Here is a 16,663-nt window from a genome sequence, read left to right as displayed (position 1 = left end):
GAACATGTCCGACAAGAGAATTCGCATCCTGATGGTTTTGGGTGGGCTGGTGATCGCGGCGATCGTGGCCGGGGTCCTGGGCCTGCGCGGCGGTTCCACCACGCACGACACCGCGAGTTCGGTGGCGGCGACCGTGCACTCCACCAAGGCCGCGCAGTCCACCACCGCATCCGCCAAGCCCGCGCCCGGCAACGGCGCCACACCCGCCGCGTCGGCGACCCGGGCGCCGGGCGTGCCCGATCGCGCCTACGCCACCCTGGTCGAAATCGACGCCGGACGCTGGCCCGGTTCGGCGAACGCGCCGGGCACCAAGGGCGGCGATCAGTGGATGAACCGCGCCGGAACCCTGCCGAAGACCGACTCGAGCGGTAAGGCGATCAGCTATCAGGAATGGGACGTCAACCCGAAGCAACGCGGCCAGACCCGCGACGCCGAACGCATCGTGACCGGCAGCGACGGGTCGGCCTACTACACCGGCGACCACTACCAGACCTTCACGAGGATGCGCTGATGGCCGAAACCATGTCGTTGTCGCAGTTCCTGGCCCCGGCCGCCGGCTCCGATGCGGCTGCGGCGCGGCAGAACGGCCGCGCCCACCGGGCCGCGACGGGGCCGGTCCTCGGCGCCCTCGACGTCGGCGCCGGACCGTTCAGCGGGGTGCGATTCCAGGTCCCGGACGGGTACATCGCCCGCGAGGTCCGGGGCACGAAGATGCGCACCACCGCGGGGGTTTTCGACGAATTCGCCGCCGCCCTGCAGTTTCCCTACTATTTCGGCGACAACCGCGACGCCTTCGACGAATGTCTGCGCGACCTGGACGAATTCGTCGGCGAAGCGCCGGGATACGTTGTCGTGATCCGTGATTCGAGCGCGCTGCTGGTCGACCAGCGCGAGGATCTGGAATGGTTCGCCGACGCGATGACCCAGGCGGCCGAATACTGGGCCGCGCACGGCACGGTCTTCCGGGTGGTGCTGCAACAGCATCCGGCGGTGCTGTCGCCGGTCGAGCTCACCATGGCCGACCCGGCGTAAGGCGCGTTCAGCGGAGCCGCTGGGCGAGATCCTCACCGAGCAGGACGAACACGTCGGTCGTCTCGTCGATGAGCTGTTCCCGGGTCATGTCGATATCGCCCTGCAACCAGCTGGTGAGCGTCTGCACCAGACCGCCCACCAGGTAGGTCGCTCGGAAACCGATCGCCGGGTCCGGAGTGGGGGTGCTCAGGGCGTAGAAGTCGATGCCGCGCGCGGCGACCAGATTCGCGAACGAGGCGATCGTCTGCAGGGTGCGTGAGCGTAGTTCCGGTGTGGAGGCGCTCACCGCCAGCGCAACCTGGGCCTTGCGCGGATCGTCGGTCAGCACGTGGATACCGGCCGCGACGGCGGCGTGCGCCATCGTGCGCGTATCGGAGCCCCCTGCCACCTCCTGCAGGGCCTGCACGATGGCGTGCGCCAGTTCCTCGGCGATGCCGTCGAACAGTGCGGTGAGAACGGCGTCGCGGCCGGTGAACTGTTCGTAGTAGTACCGCTCGTTCAGCCCGGCCTGGGCGCACAGCCCGGCGACCGTCAGCTTGTCCACGCCCTGGGTGCCGATGATCTCGAGTGCCGCGTCGAGCAGCGCGGCGCGCCGGCCCGCGCGCCGTTCGGCGGCCGAGATACCGCCATAGGTCCGCTGTGCCGTCACGGTCCGATTGTGGCACGGACGCGATTCTGGCATGGGCTCTTGCCAGAACGACGGTTTCTGGTGGATGCTATTGCCAGATTCAGTGCGAGGAGGGCGACGATGCCTGGTCCGGGATATTTCTCCGACGATTCGATGATCCGCCGGGTGATGCGCAAACGCGCGGTGGGACTGACCTACGGCCTGCGGGCGCTGGTGATCGGCGCGGTCCATCCGCTGCTGTTCGTCGGCACCGCCGAGAACACCGCCCACCGCGCCACCCCGTACACGCGGTTGGCACTTACCGGGCGACTGTTCGAGGCGGTGTTCCTCGGCGACAAGGACGAGGCCGACCGTGCGCTGGCGTTCACCCGCAAGCGGCACGTCCCCGTCGAAGGTGTGCTGCCCGAGGATGCGGGCCCGCATCATCCGGCGGGTTCGCACTACTCCGCGCTGGACCCGCATCTGATGTTCATGACCATGGCGTTCACCGCCGACTCCGCCGAGGTCATGCACGACGTGCTGGTGCGCAAGCTGACTGCGGGCGAGCGGGAGGACCTGTATCAGGACTACGTGCGCTGGGGTGAGCTGTTCGGCATGCCGCGTTCGGCCGCTCCCGCCGACTATCCGGCCTTCCGGCGGGTCTTCGATACCTACCTCGCCTCGGACGAGCTGTATCTGACCGAGGAAGCACGGCTGGTCGGCTCGTATCTGGCGGGCGCGCAGGTGCCGCATCCGCTGCCGCGCCCGTGGCAGCAGGCCAGCAGTGGGGCGCATCTGCTGGTCCAGGGCTCGCTGCCGCCGCGGATCCGGCGGATGTACGACATCCGGTGGGGCCGGCGCGAAGAGCTCGCCTATCGCGGGCTCGCGCAGGCCGTGCGCACCGCTCACGTGCGCCCGCCGCTCGCGCCGCCGGTCCTGCGCGACACCCTCTCCGGACCGAGCGCCCCGGTCTATCGCCTGATCACCCGGCGGGAAAAGAACCTGGTCGCCAGCGGTAGGTCCAGCATGCCGGGGGTGGATCCGCGGAGCTACGCCGAGCGGCACGCGGTCTGAGCGGCGCCGCCCCGCGCGTCCCCGCTCCCTCGGAAAAAACCGCTTGGGCGTGCATGGGAAGATCGATTCATGTCCAGTCCTGCCCCCAGCGAACGCAAGCAGCGGGTCCTCTCCGGCGTCCAGCCGACCAGCGACTCCTTCCACCTCGGCAACTACCTTGGTGCGCTGCAGTATTGGGTGCCGCTGCAGGACGACTACGAGGCGCTCTACTTCATTCCGGACATGCACGCCATCACGGTGTCGCAGGACCCCAAGCAGCTGCGCAGCCGCACCTTGCACAGTGTCGCGCAGCTGCTCGCGATAGGTATCGACCCCAAGCGGTCCACCCTGTTCGTCCAGAGTCAGGTGCCCGAGCACGCCGAGCTCACCTGGGTGCTGAGCTGCATCACCGGCTTCGGCGAGGCCAGCCGGATGACCCAGTTCAAGGACAAGTCGGCCAAACAGGGTTCCGACAACGCGACCGTCGGCCTGTTCACCTACCCGATCCTGATGGCTGCCGACATCCTGCTGTACCGCCCGCAGCTGGTCCCGGTCGGTGAGGACCAGCGCCAGCACCTGGAGCTGACCCGAAACCTGGCGCAGCGCTTCAACACTCGCTTCAAGAAGACCTTCGTGGTCCCCGAACCGCATATCGTCACCGGCACGGCGAAGATCTACGACCTGCAGGATCCGACCTCCAAGATGAGCAAGTCCGCCGCCAGCGACGCGGGCCTGATCAGTCTGCTCGACGATCCGAAGGTTTCGGCGAAGAAGATCCGCTCGGCCGTCACCGACACCGAACGGGAGATTCGCTACGACCCGGAGACCAAACCGGGCGTCAGCAACCTGCTGGTGATCCTGTCCTCGCTCACCGACACGCCCATCGTCACACTCGAAAAAGGCTTCGAGGGCAAGGGATATGGCGAGCTCAAAGCCGATGTGGCCGACGCCGTGGTGGAATTCGTGACACCGCTGCGGGCGAAAGTGCAAGAGTATCTGGACGATCAGGGCGAACTCGATCGCATTCTCGCCACCGGAGCCGAGCAGGCGCGCGAGATCGCCGGTAAGACCCTCGCGCAGGTGTACGACCGAGTGGGTTTCCTGCACCGCTGATCTGCGCCGCGCGAGGCCGTGTGTTGCGGTTGAACAGGTTCGGGAGGACAGGTGCTCGACAAGCTCGAGGCGCGGATCCAACGTGAGGTGCGAGCACGGCCGTGGCTGGACCACGCCGTCCGCGCCGGCGGCAGCTACCAGCGCCAGCGTGGCGACTACTTCGCGGCCGGCATCACGTATTTCACGGTGCTCTCGCTGTTTCCGTTGCTGATGGTCGCCTTCGCGGTCGCCGGATTCGTCCTCGCCCGCGATCCGCACCTGCTCGAGGAGCTGCGCGACAAGATCGTCGAGAACATTCCGGGGTCCTTCGGCGGCCAGGTCAACGATCTGATCGATCAGGCCATCAAGTCCCGGACCAGTGTGGGCCTCATCGGTCTGTTCATCGCCGCGTACAGCGGACTGGGCTGGATGGCCAACCTGCGCGCCGCCCTGACCGAGCAGTGGGAACAGCCCGCGCACGAAGGTAATTGGTTCAAGACCAAATTGTCGGACCTGATGGCGCTGGCGGGGCTCGGCGTCGCGATGGTGGTGTCGCTGGGCCTGTCGGCCTTGTCGTCGAGTGGGCTGGCGCTGCAACTGCTGGAAAGCGTCGGGCTCGACAAGGCGCCCGGTGTCTCATGGCTGTTGCGATTGCTGACGCTGGTCCTCGCGGTGCTCGCGTCCTGGGCGGTCTTCGTCTGGATCATCGCCCGGCTGCCGCGCCAGCCGGTGACCTTCCGCAGTGCCGTGCGCGCGGCGTTCATCGCCGCGATCGCCTTCGAGATCTGGAAGCAGGTGGCCTCCTTCTACCTGCAGAAGGTCCTCACCAGCCCCGCGGGCGTCGCCTTCGGCTCGATCATCGGCCTCATGGTCTTCGCCTACATCACCGCCCGCATCATCCTGTTCGCCACCGCCTGGGCCGCCACCGCGCGGGAGAACGAGGTGGAGGCCGAGATCCCGGCGCCGGGACCGGCGGTGATCGAGCCGCGGATGCACGCGGGCATGACGGCGTCCACGGGCCTGGCTCTGTTCGGGGTGGGCGCGGCGCTGGGGTCGATGGTCGGTATCGCGCGCCGGAAGCGGTGAGGCGCGCGGCTCGAAAGTTATTGTCCGGCCGACGGTCTCAGCGGCGAACCGTCCGCATCGGGAGCGAAGTCCGGCTCGGGCTCCTCGGGATCGGGGAACCGCTCGGCGTAGCGGCCGACGATGTTCGCCCCCGCTTCGTCGTCGCCGACCGTCTCGTGCACGGTCGCCGCGATCTGCTCGCGCATCCGCACCTGGGCGCGCCGCAGGGTGCGCATCAGCTCGGCGGACAGCGCGGCGGGATCGATGCCACGCACGGAATCGGCGAAGCGGATATCGGTGGGGATTCCGTCGCCGTCGACCGTCACCGCGATGCCGTCGCGTGAGGTTTCGGTGACGCTCAGACTCGCCATCCGGTCGTGCAGCTCCCGGTATTGCCCGGCCTTGTGTTCGAGGTCGTCGGCCCAGGCCGTCAGCTGATCGGCGGCGCCGTCCGGGTCGTTCGGATCCACAGGGACCATCCTGACACAACGGACAGGTTTGCCGGGCGCGGGAACCGGCAACCGATCCGATGCGTCGGAATACAGGACGCGACAAGTCCGATTGAGGGGAACCAGTGGATTCATCCGGCTACGATCAGCTGCGCGCGCGAACCGACGCCCTGCAGATACAGGTCGATTCGATGCTCGAGAACTACGAGCATCAACTGCGCGATATCGCCACGGCCCGAGACACTTTGGCCGCCGCGACCGCCGAAGGGTGGTCCTCGGACAATCTGATCCGCGTCACCAGCAATTCGGCGGGCATCCCGATCCAGGTATGGGTCGACCCCGCCGCGTTCAAACGCACCACTCCGGAGAAGCTCGGTGACGCCATCACCGAGGCCGCGCAAGCCGCTGCCCGCGCGGCGAAGTCGGAGGTCGGTGCGGCGATGGCCCCGATCCTCGCCGACGAGAAGCGTTTCCACATCACGAATCCGCTCGGTGAGGGTCTGGACCTGCAGCGCGTCGTGGACGGCATCCTGCCGCCGCCGCCGCCGACCGCCGAGCCGGAACCGGCCGCGGATCCACCGCGTGCCGCGGACGACGACGAGGACAACGGGCCGCACTGGAAGGGATGGTGAGCCGGATATGACCAGCGGCAACGAGTTTCGCATCGAGCTCGACGAATTCCGGCGGCACGCACCGCGTCTGGGCCAACTCGGCAAGCAGCTCGAGGAGGACCTGAAAAATCTCGCGGTCGACCTGGGTGAGGTCACCGGCAAATGGGGAGACGACATCTTCGGCTCCGCGTTCGCACAGAACTATCTGCCGAAAGCCGAACAGGCGCTGCAGGACATCGCGAAGGCCGCGCTGATGTTCGCACATCTGGAGGAGTCGTCCGGCGCTGCCGCCGACACGCTCGAGGCCGCCGACGAGGGACTGGCCGGGGTGCTGAACACGGTGCGCGACGCCATCGAGAAGAACGGCCTCAACGGGGGGAAGGCGTAAGCGATGGGCATCGAGATCCCCGACTATCTGAAGCCGGTCGCCTCCCTCGTCGCCTGCGACTGGCCCAAGGCCGACGAAACCGCCCTGCTGCGGATGGCCGACCACTGGGAACATATGGGCGATACGCTGTCGCAGATCCGTGCGGAAGGCGACGCCGTCACCACCGCGATCCTCGCCCGCATCGACGGCCGGACCCACGAATCCATCCAGCAGTTCTGGCGTACCGCCGGTGACGACCTGGATGGTCTGGTCACCTTCTGCAAGGCGATCGCCATCGCCTGCCGGGTGATGTCCGTGCTGATTCTCGCGGTGAAGCTCTACATCATCGCGATGCTGGTCGAATTGGCGATCAACCTGGCGATCGCCGCTGCCGCGGCGGTCGAGACGCTGGGCGCGAGTATGGCCGAGGCGGCCGCGGCCGAGGTCGCGACCCGTGTGGTGATCCAGCAGGCGCTGAAGCAACTACTGACGCGCATCATCAAGGAAACCGCCATCGAGGGCTTCAAGGGGTTCATGAAGGGGGCCGGTAAGGAGCTGGCTTGGGAGGCGGGGGAGAACGCGCTCGGCCTGCGCGACGGCTTCAGCCTCGACGACATCGGGAAAGCCGGTCTGCACAACGGCATTTCGAGTGCGGCGAGCGGTGCGCTCGGCGGCGCTCTGCGCACGGTCGGGGTGGACGAGCACAACAAGTCCCCCGACGGGCGCAACCCGCACACCCATGAGCCCGAGAGCCCCGGCGCGCCGAAGACCAAGGAGCGCAAGAAGTTCGAAGGCAAGGTCGGTGACTTCGGCGAGAAGGTCGCCGGCGAGGTCGTCGAGGGTCCGCAGGACGACAAGAAGCGCTTGAAGACCGACGCGACGCAACTGGCGAAGCACTGGTTGGGCCACGACTCCGAGAGCAGCGATGTCGAGCCGCCACAGCCGGCAGTGGCGGGCGCTGTCGCGAACGGCTCCGGATTCAGTCTCGATCTTGACGGTGACACCTTCTACCGGGAGGAGAACGGGGGCCGGTTGCGCCTCGACTGACGCCGAAACGGCCTATTGCGAGCGCCCGCGCATCGGAGCAGGCTGAGATGCACCGGTGGCGCCGCCGGGCGCTGCCCCGAGCAGAGAGGGGGTGGGTCGTGTTCGCACGGTCTACCACGATTCAGGCGCAACCCTCCGCTATCGATGCCGGAATTGCGCATATGCGGGACGAGGTCATGCCGGTGCTGGCCGAGACGCCCGGCTGTAGCGGGTTGTCTCTGCTGGTCGATCGCACCTTCGGTCGCTGCATCTCCACCACCGGCTGGGAATCCGAGGCCGCGATGCACGACAGCGAGGGCGCCTTCATGGCCGCGCGCGACCGGGCAGTGACGGTCTTCGGCGGCACCGCCGCGCAGGTCGCGGAATGGGAGATCGCCGTATTGCACCGGGACCACCGCTCGATGCCGGGGGCCTGCGTGCGCGCCACCTGGATCAAGACCGACCCGAGCCGGCTCGACATGTCGACCGACGCCTACCGCAACTACATCCTGCCGGGGATGGAACAGCTCGACGGCTTCTGCAGCGCGAGCCTGCTGATCAACCGCGCATCCGGCCGTGCCGTGTCCTGCGGCGTCTTCGACAGTGCCGAGGCCATGCAGCGCAACCGCGAACAGTCCGCGGCGCTGCGGGTCGACGCGGCCCGTCAGGTCGGTGTCGAGGCGATCGACGTGCGCGAGTTCGAACTGGCACTGGCCCATCTGCGGGTGCCGGAACTCGTGTGAGGGCGGCGTGGAGCGGTGCCGTAGCTACTTCGGCGCCGCCAGCTGCTCCAGCTTCGCGGCGAGCCACCGTCCGTCCACGAACTGCATCGTCAGCAGAACCGAGACCTGACTGCTCCGTTCGGTCGATGACGTGTTGTTGGTGAGGGCCTGGGTGATGATCGCGGCGACCTCGGCGCGATCGGCGTCGGAGGTCTTCACGAAACACTGAGCGTCGGACACGTGGGATCGCGCCTGCGACTGGGTGACGACATCTCGCAAGGTAGGCATGGTCGACTGCATCTGGGTCTTCAGATCACCGGTGGTGGCATCGAGAACCGCCGTCTGATAGGCCGCGAATTTGTCGTAGTCGTACGTGGAGACGGTGCGGCCGAAGGCACAGGCGGCGTCGCGGGCGGCGTCGGCCGAATGCTGGGCGTCGTCGGTGGACCTGTTGTGGTACAGGACGAATGCGCCGGCCCCGCCCGTGCCGAGGACCACCAGGACGGCCACGATCGCGGCGACGATCCACCCCCAGCGGCGACCGGAGCCGGAGGCCGGTGCCGCGTGCGCCGCGCTTCCGGCCGAGGCGTACTGAGCGGCCGCCGCGAGTTCGCCGCAACTGCCGAACCGCTCCTGCGGGTTCTTCGCCGTGGCCCGCGCGATCACCGCATCGAAAGCCGCTGGTAGCCAAGGGTTCTGCTGACTCGCAGAGGGAAGCGGAAGGTTGAGGTGGGCATGGACGAGCTGAGCGGGTGAGGCGCCGGGATACGGCGGCGTTCCGGTCAGCATGTGGTACAGGGTGCAGCCGAGGGCATAGACATCCACCCGGTGGTCGACCGGCACACCGGGGTCGAGCTGTTCGGGCGCGGCGTACCGGAGGCTGGCGTGCACCTCGCCGGACCGCGTCAACTCGTTCGTATGATCCAGGATCTTCGCTATGCCGAAGTCGGCGAGGAAAACCTGACTCGAATCACCCTGTGCGAGCAGGATGTTGGCGGGTTTCACATCGCGATGAAGCACCCCGGCGCGGTGCGCGAAGTCCAGGGCCTTCGCCGCTTCGGTGACGATCGCGACCGCGTGTTCCGGATGCATGGGACCGTTGCGCAGCACCGCCGCGACGTCGGTGCCCTCGATGTACTGCATGGCCATCCACAGCCGATCGCCCTCCTGGCCCCGGGCGTAGACGGTCACGATGTTCGGATGTGACAGGCGCGCAATGGTATCGGCTTCACGCAGGAACCGATGGCGGGCGTCCTCGTCACCCGCGAAGGCGGGATTGAGCACCTTCAGGGCCGTGTAGCGCGGCAGATCGCGATCGTATGCCAGATACACCTCGCCCATACCGCCCGCACCGAGCAGTCGCTCGATCCGGTAGCCGGCAAAGACCTGACCGTGCACCAGTGTCTGAGCCACCGGCTGTACCTCCCACCCTGAAATTCGCCCCGACCATACCGGACACATCGACGCCCCGGACGGCGGCCGTCGTGGACCCGAGCCGTGCGCGCCCGGGTGCGCCGTCCGGGATGCGGGTCGAAAGGCGCCGGTCGGTGCAAAGCTTCCTGGGGTTATGCGGAGATCGAATGAAATTCCGCGGTGGACGCGTCGTGGTGGTTCGCGTGATGGTGTGCTGGCGGCGTCGAATCGGAACCTGTTGGGAGGCAGGCATGTCGGAGTACGGGTCCACCTTGCCGCGACGGCAGCTCGGAAGGTATCTGCGCAACGGCCGCGAGGAATGCGGGCTGACATTGCATCAGGCGGCGGCGCTGATTCAGCGCAGCGCGAGCACCCTGCAACGCATCGAGCACGGCATGGTCGCGCAACTGCGGGAGGTGGATATCGAGGCCCTGTGCAAGATCTACGGCTTCGAAGGGGACGCCGTGCTCGCGATGAAAGCTCTTGCGAGCCAGGGTAAAGAACTGAGCTGGTGGTGTGAATACGGAGATCTGCTGCCGATGAACTTCGACTTCTATGTCGGCTTGGAGGCATCCGCGCAACGGCTGACGACCTACGAACCCGAACTCGTGCCTGGCCTGTTGCAGACTCCGGCCTACGCCAGCGCGCTCTTTCATGCTGGGCACCCGAACGATACGGCAGACGAGCATGCTCGGAGAGTGCAGTTGCGGATGCGACGACAGATGCGCATCACGCGCAAACATCTTCCGGCCACGTTCGACGTCGTCCTGCGAGAGTCCGTCCTGCGTTGCGTGGTCGGCGGCCCCAAGGTCATGGCGGCGCAGCTGAAACATCTGGCGGACATGGGGACACGTCCCAATGTGAATGTGCACATTCTTCCGTTCGCCGCAGGATTCCCGTTGGGAGAGCCGATCGGGCCGTTTGTGATCCTGGACTTCGGTTCGGACTGCGACGGACGACCAGCGGAACCATCGGTCGTGTACACCGAATGTTTCACGGGGGGGTTGTATCTTGAGAAACCGGGCACCGTTCAGCGCTACTATGGAGCATACGAGGATCTCCGACGGAGTGTGCTGGATGCTGTCGCCAGCCGGTCCTTGCTACGTCAGATAGCGAAGGAGTACGTGTCGTAATGGACGATCTAGCGGCCGCACGGTGGTTCAAGAGTTCACACAGCGGTGCCTCCGAGAACTGCGTCGAAGTAGCGTTCCTGGCCGACAGTCTTGTGGGCGTGCGAGATTCGAAGCATTCTGCCGGTCCCGCCTTGATCTTTACTGGCGGGGAGTGGTCGGCGTTCACCGCGTCCGCCGCCCGGGGTGACCTCGACTTCTGATTGCGCCGGGCCGCGATGGGGTCTGGCGCCGCCCTCAGCCTGGTCGGGCGGTGAACTCCGCTGCGCTCTGATAGAACCGCGAAATCTCGGTAAGCAGTTGTGCGGAACTGGCTTTCATCGCCTGCACGGTCATTCCGCCCACGTGGGGGCTGATCGTGGTGTGCGGATTCGATGCCAGCGGCGACGTGAATTGTGTTCCCTCCGAGGCGAATACATCGACAGCCACATGGCCGAGTCCACAATCCGGATCGCGCAGTGCCGCATCGAGAGTGCCTTCCGGAACCACTTGCGCCCGTGAGGTATTGACCAGTATCGAACCGGGTTTCATCCACCGCAGTTCCCGCGCGCCGATGAGCCCGGCGGTCGCTGCGGTGGCCGGCACATGCACGGAGACGATGTCACAGCCGGTCATGAGCTCGCGCAGCGTAGCGGTCCATCGCCAAGGCCAGTGCGCCGCATCCCGCGCGGTGAAACGCGGCGAGCCGTGGACCCAGACCTCGGCTCCGAACGGCGCGAGTCGTTTCGCGACTTCCCGTGCGATCGAACCACTTCCGATGAGGCCGACGCGGGAATCGGCCAGGCTCCTGGTTGGCATACCGTCGATCGCCGCCCTCCAGTCACCGGCGCGCAGTGCGGCATCGCGCCTGCTGATTCCGCGGAGAGCGTCGAGCATGAGACCGATCGTCAGCTCGGCGACCGCGCCGGCATTGGCGCCCGGCGTGGACAGCACCGTGACGCCTCGTTCGGCGGCAGCGTCCAGGTCGAAGCTGTCCACACCCGAGGCGGCCTTGGCGACCAGGCGCAGCGGTTGATCGTGCGTCCTCGCGGTCAGTCGCTCGAAGACGCCGCAGGTCAGGGGGATGGCGGCGCGGCATTTCAGGGCGTCGTAACCGCCGTGGCGGTCGAACGCCGTCACGATGTCGTCCGCACGGAAACCGTCGAGGTCGATCGAGTCCCACCGGCGGGAGATCTCCGAACGCAGCTTCGGATCCGCTACTCGCCGCAGGTTGACCGTCGGGGTGAGTCCGAGTGCCGCGAAGGCCTCGAGTTCCGGGATCGCCAGCTCACCCGGCGCGGGATCGACGACGAGGATGCGAGGCCGTGCGGGCCGGGGCCTCGGCTCGGCGGGTATCACCGCGTCACGCTCGCGAAGTCTTCTCGACGGGCCGTCTACCGCCGCGACCGGCCCATGCGCGACCACCCGAACAAGCCCAGCGCGATGGCCAAGCCCAGTGCGCCGATGATGCCGATCGTCCGCAGGTTCGAGTTGCCGTGGGTTGTTGTCTGCGCGGCGGCGGTCGGGGTGTCGTGGGCAGGCGGGGAGGCCAGGGCGACGTTGGTGTTCGAGTCCTCGCCGGTGTTCCGGTCGGGGAGGGAGCCGATGTTCGCGCCGGCGGGGAGGGCGAAGGCGTAGTCCAGGAGGCGGGCGGCTTGCTCCGGCGGGCGGATGGGCAGGACATCGGCCTTGAGCAGGGTGACGACGAGGCGGTGGCCGCCCCGTTCGGCGGCGGTCACGAATGTCTGCCGCGCGTCGTCGGTGTAGCCGGTCTTGCCGCCCAGGTCACCGTCGTAGTCGTAGAGCAGGTGGTTGTCGTTGGCGATCGGGAAGCCGGGGTGGTCCTTGTCGTCTGGGATCGCGGGGTTCGCGGGATAGCCCGGAAAGTCGTACTGCTCGGTGTGGATGATCGAGGCGAAGGTGGGGTTCTGCATGTCGTGGCGGAAGATCGTCGCCAGATCGTAGGCCGAGGTGCTCATCCCGGGGCCGTCCAGACCGGAGGGGGTGGCGGCCCGAGTGTCCATGGCCCGCAACTGTTTCGCCATCGCGTTCATCTTCGCGACGGTGGCTTCGTCGCCGCCCAACTGGGTGGCGATGGCGTGGGCGGCGTCGTTGCCGGAACACATCAGCAGCGCGTGGAACAGCTGGTCGTTGGTGTAGCGGCCACCGGGACCGATGCCGACGCGGGTGCCGTCGGCATTCGCGTCGTCCTGCGTGCCGATCACGACCTGGTTCGGGTCCAGTGCGGGGAGCGCGACGGCGGCCAGCAGCGTCTTGATCGTCGATGCGGGCCGGTAGCGGCCGTGCGGATCCTTGGCGGCCAGCACCTTGCCGGTGTCGAGGTCGGCCACCAGCCACGCGGTCGCCGAGATGTCGGCGGGCAGCGGTGGTGCTCCCGCCGGAACCACCACTCCGCAGCGCCCGAGTTTGTCGCCGCCGATCGGATCCGACGGCACCGGCAGCGGCGACGGCGTCGTACTGCCGGGCGCCGGCACCTCCGAGGTGTCGATCGGCGGCGGCGGAGCCGTCTTGTTCGGGCAGGAATCCGTATTCGGCGTGGTGAACGGCGTAGGGGGCGGCGCGGGGGCCGCGTCTGCCACGTCGAGCCCGGTGACCGTGGTGGCGCCCAGCAGCCCGGCAGTCAAAACGGCGGCCGCCAGCGCGCGGGGTCGGCGGAAGCGGACGGTGCGGGACATGCGGGTGTTCATCGATATGCAGCTTATGCGGCGTGGCGCGATGGTGCCGCGAACACTCGGGGCCGGAGTATTGACAGAGACCATGAAATGATAGTTACTATCAAAATATAGACACAACCAACTGAATGGACATGTCATGAACTTGCGGAGATCATCGGAATCGCCCGCACTCGCCGAGACCGCGGAGCGAGAGAACGCGACCGGCAGCCCGGAAGCGACCGGCGGGCCGTCGGCAGCGAACCGCGAAGCGCACACTGCCGACGCGCCAGGCACCGGACGGGCGCGCTGGCTCGCCCTCGGTGCACTCGCGCTCGCGATGCTCACCATCGGGCTCGACACCACCGTGCTGGTCGTCGCGCTGCCTACCATGGCCATCGACTTGCACGCGAATACCGCTGCGCTGCAATGGTTCACCACCGCCTACACGCTCGCGCTGGCCGCCGTGATGCTGCCGGCGGGTGCGCTCGGTGACCGCTACGGCCGCAAGAAGTTCCTGCTGGCTGCGCTGGTCGTCTTCGGCGGGGCGTCGCTGTGGTGTGCGCTGGCGACCTCGGCGGGGATGTTGATCGCCGCCCGCGCGGTTTTGGGCATCGCGGCGGCCGCGATGATGCCGCTGTCGATGTCGGTACTGCCCAGCCTGTTCCCGGAGCAGGCCGAACGTCAACGCGCGCTGACGATCTGGGTCAGCTCCACCGCACTGGGTCTGCCGCTCGGCCCGATCGTGGGCGGCTGGCTGCTGAACCATTTCTGGTGGGGATCGGTGTTCTTGATCAACGTTCCCCTGGTCGTGGTCGGACTGATCGCGGTCGCGCTCCTGGTCCCGGAGACCCGCAGCGATACGGCCTTCCGCATCGATCTGCCGGGTGTGCTGCTCTCGGCCGCGGGCATGCTGGGATTCACCTACGGATTCATCCGCTTCGGCGAACAAGGGTGGGGCGACGGCGCGGCCTGGGCGGCGGTGGTCGCCGGTGCGGTGTTGCTGGGCGGCTTCGTCTGGTGGCAGCGGCGGATCGCGCATCCGCTGGTCGATATCGCGCTGTTCAGCAACCGTGGCTTCCGTTGGGGCACCGCGTATTCCGTATTCGTGAACTTCGCGATGTTCGGGATGTTCTTCACCGTGCCGCAGTACTTCCAGGCGGTGCTCGGCGTCGATTCGCTCGGCAGCGGGCTGCGGTTGCTGCCGCTGATCGGCGGGCTCGTGGTCGGCACGCGCGCGGTCGACAAACTGCTGCCGAAACTCGGCGCGCGGATCGTGCTCAGCGGCGGCTTCCTGATCCTCGGCGCCGGTCTCGCCATGGGCGCCATGACCCAGGTGAGCAGCGGCTACGGCTACACCGCCGCCTGGACCACGATCCTGGGCTTCGCGATGGGCCTGGTCATGCCGGCCGCGATGGGGATGGCGATGGGTCAGCTGGGCGCCGAGCGCGCCGGCTCGGGATCGGCGCTGCTACAGGCGCTGCGCCAGGCCGGCGGCACCATCGGCGTCGCGGTGCTGGGCACCGTGCTCGCCACGCAGTATCGCTCCGACCTGGGCTCGTACAACCACGAGCCGATCTCGGACGGCGTGAACGCGGGTGTGGCGGTGGCTCGGGCCACCGGCGACGGTGACATGCTCGCCCACGTGCAGTCGGCCTTCGTCTCCGGGATGGGCGCGATGCTGTGGCTGTGTGCCGGGGTGTGCGCGGTGGCGGCGCTGCTCGCGGTGATCCGGACCCGAAGCGGGGAGCCGGACCCGCACGCCGGCGCCGATGCGGGAGAATCGGTGCATGTCGGCTGAGTCGAACGCACCCGCTCGGGCCCATTCCGGGGCGACCACGTCGCCCCGGATGGGTCTGCGCGAACGCAAGAAGCAGCGCACCCGCCGCACCATCCGCGCCGAAGCGATGAAACTGTTTCAGCGACAGGGGTATTCGGCGACCACGATCGAGCAGATCGCCGAGGCCGCCGATATCTCGCCGAGCACGTTCTTCCGCTATTTCCCGTCCAAAGAGCAGGTGGTGCTGGCCGACGACGTCGATCCGATCATGATCGACGCGCTCGAATCCCAGCCGCTGGAGCTGTCGCCGCTGGCCGCCTTCCGCCAGGCGATGCGCGACACCTTCGACAATCTGGACCCGCAGGACTGGCAGTTCGAACAGGACCGGATGAGGCTGATCTACAACGAGCCCGAGCTGCGCAGCGTGATCATGCAGGAGACCGAGCGCAACGTGGATCTGGTCTCCGCGCTGCTCGCACGCCGAGTCGGCCGCGATCCGGGCGACTTCGAGGTCCGCGCCTTTTCCGGGGCGATGATCGGGGCGATGATGACCGCGTTCGGCCGGGAGGGGCTCGATCTGGACAAGATCGACCGGATCGTGGAATTCATGGAGGCGGGCATGCCGCTGGCACCGGCGACTCCCTCGGAATCCGACGACTGACGGCAGCCCACACTCAGGACGCGGCCAGTTCGGCGGCCGCGCTGTCGTCGGTCATGGTGGCGAAGAAGCCGCCGATCACGTCCTCGATCTCGGAAATCGACTCCGCGCAATACAGAATCGGCTGGTAGTGCGTGATGTCGTAGGTCGCGGTGCCCATGTCGTGAATGTTCAGCGGACGCAGCCGGGCGTGCCGGAACTCTTCGATCTCACCGAACGAGGACAGCAAACCCGCACCGTAGCAACGCACTTCACCCTTTTCGCGCACCACGCCGAATTCCATGGAGAACCAGAACACGTCGGCCAGGAATTTCAGCGCCGCCTCGGTCTCCAGCCGGGCCACCGCGGCGCCCACTTCGGCATAGATCGCGGCGAACCGCGGCGAGGCCAATTGATTTGCGTGCCCGATGATTTCGTGAATCGAATCGGGCTCCGGCGTGTACAGCGGTGCGGAATGATGGCGAATGTACTGGGTGGAGTGGAAAATTCGATCGGCGAACGAGCCGAAGAATTCGCGCAACGGCACCAGTCCCGCCGCCGGTACATAACGAAAACCGGTGAGCGGCACCAATTTCGCGGTTACCTCGTCCAACTGTGGAATGTGATCGGTGGGCAGGCCCAGCCGCCGGGCACCGTCGAGCACCTCCGCCGACGCGTACGTCCGATGCTTGCGGGTCAACTCCGCCGACACGATGCGCCACACCTGCTGCTCCTCCTCGGTGTAGTCGATGCGCGGCAGCGACTCGCCCTCCCGATACGCCAAGGCCAGCGCGGCGATGGCGTTGCGCCGCGCCCGATACTCCGGATCGTGCACACCCGGATGCTCGGCACTCAAATGCACCGTGACATCGCCGTCGCTACCCTTGGTAACCGGCGAATACAACTGAGCTTCGGTGAACATGCCTCCAGGCAAGCACCCCGACCTCGATCCGACAACAAACCCCCAGCAAACTGAGCAAATTGCCTAGTTGCAGCCGGTCCTATGGACTCCGCGCCGAGAGGCTCGA

At 67.2% G+C, this 16,663-nt stretch carries 19 protein-coding genes; 13 read left to right on the top strand and 6 right to left on the bottom strand.

Annotated features, from left to right (window positions below; translation table 11 throughout):
• The first annotated feature begins 4 nt into the window (after positions 1 to 4).
• Both C8258_RS16730 and C8258_RS16725 read left to right on the top strand, forming a co-directional pair.
• Positions 5 to 511, top strand: coding sequence for a ribonuclease domain-containing protein (locus C8258_RS16730; protein ID WP_369974761.1), 507 nt, complete (start codon positions 5 to 7; stop codon positions 509 to 511).
• The gene (locus C8258_RS16725) at positions 511 to 1,032 is read left to right on the top strand and encodes a barstar family protein (protein ID WP_199195727.1); all 522 of its coding nucleotides are present in this window, start codon (positions 511 to 513) and stop codon (positions 1,030 to 1,032) included. Before C8258_RS16730 ends, C8258_RS16725 begins: the two co-directional genes overlap by 1 nt.
• Positions 1,033 to 1,039: 7 nt before the next feature.
• On the opposite strand, the gene C8258_RS16720 is transcribed toward C8258_RS16725, so the two are convergent.
• A complete protein-coding gene (locus C8258_RS16720; protein ID WP_233225137.1) occupies positions 1,040 to 1,681 on the bottom strand; it encodes a TetR/AcrR family transcriptional regulator in 642 nt (213 codons plus the stop codon).
• 99 nt (positions 1,682 to 1,780) lie between these two features.
• On the opposite strand from C8258_RS16720, the gene C8258_RS16715 reads away from it, so the two are divergent.
• The 3 genes from C8258_RS16715 to yhjD all read left to right on the top strand — a co-directional run bounded on the left by C8258_RS16715 (position 1,781) and on the right by yhjD (position 4,870).
• Positions 1,781 to 2,713, top strand: a complete 933-nt coding sequence (locus C8258_RS16715; RefSeq protein WP_106955952.1) for an oxygenase MpaB family protein — start codon at positions 1,781 to 1,783, stop codon at positions 2,711 to 2,713.
• Positions 2,714 to 2,782: 69 nt separating this feature from the next.
• A complete protein-coding gene (gene trpS, locus C8258_RS16710; RefSeq protein WP_106955951.1) occupies positions 2,783 to 3,805 on the top strand; it encodes a tryptophan--tRNA ligase in 1,023 nt (340 codons plus the stop codon).
• 51 nt (positions 3,806 to 3,856) lie between these two features.
• Positions 3,857 to 4,870, top strand: coding sequence for an inner membrane protein YhjD (gene yhjD / locus C8258_RS16705; RefSeq protein WP_106955950.1), 1,014 nt, complete (start codon positions 3,857 to 3,859; stop codon positions 4,868 to 4,870).
• Between the two features lie 17 nt (positions 4,871 to 4,887).
• Here yhjD and C8258_RS16700 read toward each other — a convergent pair whose 3' ends face one another.
• Complete coding sequence (locus C8258_RS16700; protein ID WP_106955949.1) at positions 4,888 to 5,319, bottom strand: YbaB/EbfC family nucleoid-associated protein; 432 nt, start codon at positions 5,317 to 5,319, stop codon at positions 4,888 to 4,890.
• Between the two features lie 104 nt (positions 5,320 to 5,423).
• Between C8258_RS16700 and C8258_RS16695 the strand changes: the two genes are divergently transcribed.
• The 4 genes from C8258_RS16695 to C8258_RS16680 all read left to right on the top strand — a co-directional run bounded on the left by C8258_RS16695 (position 5,424) and on the right by C8258_RS16680 (position 8,045).
• Entirely contained in the window at positions 5,424 to 5,930 is a 507-nt protein-coding gene (locus C8258_RS16695) for a YbaB/EbfC family nucleoid-associated protein (RefSeq protein WP_106955948.1), read from the top strand.
• 7 nt (positions 5,931 to 5,937) lie between these two features.
• The gene (locus C8258_RS16690; RefSeq protein WP_106955947.1) at positions 5,938 to 6,297 is read left to right on the top strand and encodes a hypothetical protein; all 360 of its coding nucleotides are present in this window, start codon (positions 5,938 to 5,940) and stop codon (positions 6,295 to 6,297) included.
• Between the two features lie 3 nt (positions 6,298 to 6,300).
• Positions 6,301 to 7,323: a hypothetical protein gene (locus C8258_RS16685; protein WP_106955946.1), complete on the top strand. Its 1,023-nt coding sequence runs from the start codon at positions 6,301 to 6,303 to the stop codon at positions 7,321 to 7,323.
• A gap of 98 nt (positions 7,324 to 7,421) precedes the next feature.
• Positions 7,422 to 8,045 carry an antibiotic biosynthesis monooxygenase gene (locus tag C8258_RS16680; RefSeq protein ID WP_189594907.1) on the top strand — a complete coding sequence of 208 codons (624 nt, stop codon included), beginning with the start codon at positions 7,422 to 7,424 and terminating at the stop codon, positions 8,043 to 8,045.
• Between the two features lie 24 nt (positions 8,046 to 8,069).
• Here the strand turns inward: C8258_RS16680 and C8258_RS16675 are convergent, their stop codons facing one another.
• A complete protein-coding gene (locus C8258_RS16675) occupies positions 8,070 to 9,437 on the bottom strand; it encodes a serine/threonine-protein kinase (protein ID WP_233225136.1) in 1,368 nt (455 codons plus the stop codon).
• A 251-nt stretch (positions 9,438 to 9,688) separates the two neighbouring features.
• On the opposite strand from C8258_RS16675, the gene C8258_RS16670 reads away from it, so the two are divergent.
• Entirely contained in the window at positions 9,689 to 10,570 is an 882-nt protein-coding gene (locus C8258_RS16670; protein WP_106955992.1) for a helix-turn-helix transcriptional regulator, read from the top strand.
• Positions 10,570 to 10,770, top strand: a complete 201-nt coding sequence (locus C8258_RS16665) for a DUF397 domain-containing protein (RefSeq protein ID WP_106955944.1) — start codon at positions 10,570 to 10,572, stop codon at positions 10,768 to 10,770. The genes C8258_RS16670 and C8258_RS16665 overlap by 1 nt, the downstream gene beginning before the upstream one ends.
• Before the next feature lie 34 nt (positions 10,771 to 10,804).
• Here C8258_RS16665 and C8258_RS16660 read toward each other — a convergent pair whose 3' ends face one another.
• The gene (locus C8258_RS16660; protein WP_158271267.1) at positions 10,805 to 11,905 is read right to left on the bottom strand and encodes a D-isomer specific 2-hydroxyacid dehydrogenase family protein; all 1,101 of its coding nucleotides are present in this window, start codon (positions 11,903 to 11,905) and stop codon (positions 10,805 to 10,807) included.
• 35 nt (positions 11,906 to 11,940) lie between these two features.
• Complete coding sequence (locus C8258_RS16655) at positions 11,941 to 13,254, bottom strand: D-alanyl-D-alanine carboxypeptidase family protein (protein WP_106955942.1); 1,314 nt, start codon at positions 13,252 to 13,254, stop codon at positions 11,941 to 11,943.
• Positions 13,255 to 13,558: 304 nt separating this feature from the next.
• Here C8258_RS16655 and C8258_RS16650 point away from each other — a divergent pair, with 304 nt between their 5' ends.
• Both C8258_RS16650 and C8258_RS16645 read left to right on the top strand, forming a co-directional pair.
• Positions 13,559 to 15,019: an MFS transporter gene (locus tag C8258_RS16650; RefSeq protein ID WP_106955991.1), complete on the top strand. Its 1,461-nt coding sequence runs from the start codon at positions 13,559 to 13,561 to the stop codon at positions 15,017 to 15,019.
• A complete protein-coding gene (locus C8258_RS16645) occupies positions 15,009 to 15,659 on the top strand; it encodes a TetR family transcriptional regulator (RefSeq protein WP_233225135.1) in 651 nt (216 codons plus the stop codon). The genes C8258_RS16650 and C8258_RS16645 overlap by 11 nt, the downstream gene beginning before the upstream one ends.
• 13 nt (positions 15,660 to 15,672) lie before the next feature.
• Here the strand turns inward: C8258_RS16645 and C8258_RS16640 are convergent, their stop codons facing one another.
• Positions 15,673 to 16,557: a phenylalanine 4-monooxygenase gene (locus C8258_RS16640; RefSeq protein WP_106955940.1), complete on the bottom strand. Its 885-nt coding sequence runs from the start codon at positions 16,555 to 16,557 to the stop codon at positions 15,673 to 15,675.
• Positions 16,558 to 16,663: the final 106 nt, after the last annotated feature.

Source organism: Nocardia sp. MDA0666 (assembly GCF_003023875.1).
GTDB lineage: Bacteria > Actinomycetota > Actinomycetes > Mycobacteriales > Mycobacteriaceae > Nocardia > Nocardia aobensis.
The sequence above is the reverse complement of the archived record's forward strand: the minus strand, read 5'-3'. Positions and strand labels throughout refer to the sequence as shown.

Excerpts from the sequence above, each read along its gene's own strand:
- C8258_RS16730 (WP_369974761.1), top strand. The coding sequence starts at position 5 with ATGTCCGACAAGAGAATTCGCATCCTGATGGTTTTGGGTGGGCTGGTG.
- C8258_RS16725 (WP_199195727.1), top strand. The coding sequence starts at position 511 with ATGGCCGAAACCATGTCGTTGTCGCAGTTCCTGGCCCCGGCCGCCGGC.
- C8258_RS16715 (WP_106955952.1), top strand. The coding sequence starts at position 1,781 with ATGCCTGGTCCGGGATATTTCTCCGACGATTCGATGATCCGCCGGGTG.
- trpS (WP_106955951.1), top strand. The coding sequence starts at position 2,783 with ATGTCCAGTCCTGCCCCCAGCGAACGCAAGCAGCGGGTCCTCTCCGGC.
- C8258_RS16690 (WP_106955947.1), top strand. The coding sequence starts at position 5,938 with ATGACCAGCGGCAACGAGTTTCGCATCGAGCTCGACGAATTCCGGCGG.
- C8258_RS16685 (WP_106955946.1), top strand. The coding sequence starts at position 6,301 with ATGGGCATCGAGATCCCCGACTATCTGAAGCCGGTCGCCTCCCTCGTC.
- C8258_RS16670 (WP_106955992.1), top strand. The coding sequence starts at position 9,689 with ATGTCGGAGTACGGGTCCACCTTGCCGCGACGGCAGCTCGGAAGGTAT.
- C8258_RS16665 (WP_106955944.1), top strand. The coding sequence starts at position 10,570 with ATGGACGATCTAGCGGCCGCACGGTGGTTCAAGAGTTCACACAGCGGT.
- C8258_RS16655 (WP_106955942.1), bottom strand. The coding sequence starts at position 13,254 with ATGAACACCCGCATGTCCCGCACCGTCCGCTTCCGCCGACCCCGCGCG.
- C8258_RS16650 (WP_106955991.1), top strand. The coding sequence starts at position 13,559 with ATGCTCACCATCGGGCTCGACACCACCGTGCTGGTCGTCGCGCTGCCT.
- C8258_RS16645 (WP_233225135.1), top strand. The coding sequence starts at position 15,009 with ATGTCGGCTGAGTCGAACGCACCCGCTCGGGCCCATTCCGGGGCGACC.
- C8258_RS16640 (WP_106955940.1), bottom strand. The coding sequence starts at position 16,557 with ATGTTCACCGAAGCTCAGTTGTATTCGCCGGTTACCAAGGGTAGCGAC.